At 64.5% G+C, this 3,406-nt stretch carries 6 protein-coding genes; 5 read left to right on the forward strand and 1 reads right to left on the reverse strand.

The window, feature by feature from the left end; all coding sequences use genetic code 11:
* Positions 1-400: 400 nt before the first annotated feature.
* From AKN84_RS44065 to AKN84_RS44080, 5 genes are all read left to right on the forward strand, one after another.
* A complete protein-coding gene (locus tag AKN84_RS44065; RefSeq protein WP_050426568.1) occupies positions 401-592 on the forward strand; it encodes a hypothetical protein in 192 nt (63 codons plus the stop codon).
* Positions 593-729: 137 nt separating this feature from the next.
* Positions 730-1,581, forward strand: a complete 852-nt coding sequence (locus tag AKN84_RS44070; protein ID WP_050426569.1) for a 3-hydroxybutyryl-CoA dehydrogenase — start codon at positions 730-732, stop codon at positions 1,579-1,581.
* A 298-nt stretch (positions 1,582-1,879) separates the two neighbouring features.
* A complete protein-coding gene (locus tag AKN84_RS44075; protein ID WP_050426572.1) occupies positions 1,880-2,140 on the forward strand; it encodes a DUF3551 domain-containing protein in 261 nt (86 codons plus the stop codon).
* Between the two features lie 87 nt (positions 2,141-2,227).
* Positions 2,228-2,392 (forward strand): hypothetical protein, encoded by a 165-nt coding sequence (locus tag AKN84_RS48300; protein ID WP_167351907.1) that lies wholly within the window; start codon positions 2,228-2,230, stop codon positions 2,390-2,392.
* Positions 2,393-2,425: 33 nt separating this feature from the next.
* Positions 2,426-2,896, forward strand: coding sequence for a hypothetical protein (locus tag AKN84_RS44080; RefSeq protein ID WP_050426570.1), 471 nt, complete (start codon positions 2,426-2,428; stop codon positions 2,894-2,896).
* A gap of 33 nt (positions 2,897-2,929) precedes the next feature.
* On the opposite strand, the gene AKN84_RS44085 is transcribed toward AKN84_RS44080, so the two are convergent.
* Positions 2,930-3,148, reverse strand: a complete 219-nt coding sequence (locus AKN84_RS44085; RefSeq protein WP_128971726.1) for a hypothetical protein — start codon at positions 3,146-3,148, stop codon at positions 2,930-2,932.
* Positions 3,149-3,406: the final 258 nt, after the last annotated feature.

Below are 3,406 nucleotides of genomic sequence, written 5' to 3' on the forward strand. Positions count from 1 at the left end.
CGAGGCTGGTTGCCTTCGGGCTTGCCTTCACGCGGAAGCTTGACCGGGACGTGCGGCGAAGTGCTCACCACGCGCGGGCTTCCGTCGGAATGGATCTGACCGTTGAGCAATGTCTCGAGAACCAAAAAGAACTTTTCAGAAAGCATGGGCGTAGCCCTCGTCGTCTAATGTTCTTATGTCGCGGCGCTCCGCGGAAAATTCGATCAACTAAATGCGAGTCGCACCGCTATGGCGATGCTGCGGCGCAGGGTCTTCAATCCGCAATCCGGACGATTACCGGTGCCGGCGCCGTCAACGCACCAAGGCTTGCGCGAAATAGTTGCCAAGTTCCTAACGATTGCCCGCACAGCTCGTGATGGCACTCACCGTTCCTTCAAAGATGCACGTTAACGATAGGGGTATGGATCGTGACCAGGACATCGACGAGGGATTCGGATCGGCACTTCGCCGCAACTACGGGCGACTGGCCTGGTGGATCGTGCGGCTCAATCGCGTGTTCGAGCCGTCGCGGATGGCCGATCCGCCGCGTACCGAGCTGCCGTCGCGCACCGCCGTTCCGCCACGGCGGCCGCTGCCCCCGCGTCCCGAATAAACCTCACCAGGATACCGTCGTCTCCTGTATCGGCCACCCGGCCGGACTGCTATTCCTGCGCCATCCGCGGACCCCACGGGCCCGCCGTATTTGAGGATGCGGCCGTGCGGCCGCGCTAGCTGCGAGGAACGAACGCAATGATTGAGACGGTTGGCATTATCGGCGCCGGGACCATGGGCAACGGCATCGCGCAGATCTGCGCGGCCGCAGGGCTGAACGTGACCATGGTGGATATCTCGGACGCGGCGGTGCAACGCGGCCTGAAGACGGTCGGGAGCAGTCTCGAGCGCCTGGTCTCCAAGGAGAAGATGACCGCCGCCGATCGCGCCGCGACGCTCGCGCGGATCGTTGCTACCACCGACAAGTCCAAGCTTGCCGTCTGCGATCTCGTGATCGAAGCGGCGACCGAGAACGAGGAGCTCAAGGTCAAGATCCTCAGGGATCTCTGCGCCGGGCTGAAGCCGAGCGCGCTGGTCGCGACCAACACCTCGTCGATCTCGATCACCCGCCTGGCGGCCTCGACCGATCGTCCCGACCGCTTCATCGGGATGCACTTCTTCAATCCGGTCCCGGTGATGGCACTGCTCGAATTGATCAAGGGCTTGCAGACCTCGGACGACACGGTCGCCAAGGCCGAAGCGTTCGCCAAGCGCGTCGGCAAGGTCGCGATCACCGCGAAGAACAGCCCGGGCTTTGCGGTCAACCGCATCCTGTGCCCGATGATCAACGAGGCGATCTTCGCGCTGCAGGAAGGCATTGCGACCGCGGAGGAGATCGATGCCGGCATGAAGCTCGGCTGCAACCATCCGATCGGACCGCTCGCGCTCGCCGACCTGATCGGGCTCGACACCATGCTGTCGGTGATGGAGGTGTTCTATACCGGCTTCAACGATCCCAAATATCGGCCGGCGCCGCTGCTGAAGGAGATGGTCGATGCCGGCCATCTCGGCCGCAAGACCGGGCAGGGGTTCTACAGCTACAGCAAGTGACGCCCGCGCGCGGCCGATCCCCGTAGTCATCCGGGATGGATCGCGCGCGCAAGCTCGCGTAACCACAACACCTGATCCGCCACGAGGCGGGGGACATCAGACACGAGGCCCGGTCTCCTAGGCACACCGGGCCTCGTGTTTTTTGTATGGTCCCGATCCCATCCGGGGTGCCTTGTCCGCCGATGCGCGGCGTCGCGGCCGGGTCACAGCTTCTTGAGGCCGCAAGCAGAAACCTCGCAGATCGCGCCGGCGTACCTACATCGACGGCTGGGTGCCGATCGACGAAGGAAGCAGGATCATGCGCAGGACGAGTTGGGCGATTGTCGCGTTCGCGGCGCTCGGGATGAGCTGGATTGCCGGCTCCGTGCAGCCGGCGGCGGCCGATCCCTACGATTATCCCTGGTGTATCCAGGGCCGGGACGAGGGTTACCCCGGCTATTGCGGCTACCAGACCTACGAGCAGTGCCAGGCGTCGGCGTCAGGCCGCGATGCCTATTGCGGCATCAATCCGCGCGTTGCGTTCAGCCAGCCGCGGACCGCGCCGCGGGCGCCCCGGTAAGCGCCGCGCGCATGTCGGCCGGGCAGCCATCAGGCACGATGGTTGCATCACCGATGGTTGGATAATTCCCCCTGCGTTGGAGAGCACATGGGCGAGATCATCAGGTTCATCTCGAAGTCGGAACTGGAGCGCGCGCGTCTGATCCGCGAGGCTCGGGCCAACTACGAGCGTATCTTTCCATCGGCCGATCCGGCTGATCCGCAAGGCGCCGCGGTCGAGGGCGACGGCAGCGAGGCGACGGCAAAGCCGTAGCCGTACTGCCCCGGGGACAAGGCGGACGCCGTGATGTGGAAGCGGTTGTGGCAGCAGTTGTGGCAGACCTGGACCATCGACAAGCCGGCCGCGCTTGGCGACTGGCTCTGGCAGGTCCTGGTCGTTGAGCTTGCCGCCTTGCTCGACCGGTTGACGCTCCGGAAGCTGATTGCGCTGATCCCGGTCGTCATCCTGATCGTCGCCTATCTGCACCGGATTCCGCTTCCTCCCGAATTGATGCTGGTCGGCGATGCGCTCGCCTATATCGACATCTTCTCGATGATCTTCCTGATCGGCCTGTTCACGCGCGTTGCGACCGTGATGGCCGTCGTCAAGCAGGCGATCGCGTTCGTTCGCGACATTGCGGGGCGTGTGCCGACGGCGCTGCACGGGTTTGACGTGCGCCATCGCCGCGCGACGGACAGCGCGCGCCGCAGGCGCCTCACGCGTGCCGGGAATGATGACGATGACGGCGCCGTCGTCGCAAGCCTGGCCTGGGCTTAGGCGGTGTGGCGATGAGAAACGCGATTGCGCGGCCTATCGGGACTGGCGGTCCGCTTGATCTTCGTCATCGGCCTCGAGCCGGGCAGGGCTGCGCGCGGACGAGGTGTCCTGGCTGCGCCGGTGCGAGCTCGACAGATCGGTCGGGCCCTGCCGGGTGCGATGAAACGCGAAGCCCATCTGGATACTCCAGATACCGAACAGCAGCGCACCTGCCACGCAGGCCGCCACGAAGACCCAATCGCGTTTCCTCATCTGGTTCAACAAAGCCAACTCAGCGCCGCGCCACTGCCATCCTCGCGAAGATGCCCCTGCGCTCCGGTCGAGAGTTGCCGCGTCCGACGCAAGACTCACACATACTGAAGCGATCCGGTGCGCTTGTCGATCAGCCCGGCGCGCGTCCGCGCCCGGCGCGCACCCGCGCTGGTCACGGAGCGGTGATTATCAAATCATGCGTCCAGCAACACTCCGACCAGATAGTCCGGCGTTCGCAACAATCTTGCCAAACTTTCA

This window comes from Bradyrhizobium tropiciagri (assembly GCF_001189845.1).
GTDB classification, from domain to species: domain Bacteria; phylum Pseudomonadota; class Alphaproteobacteria; order Rhizobiales; family Xanthobacteraceae; genus Bradyrhizobium; species Bradyrhizobium tropiciagri.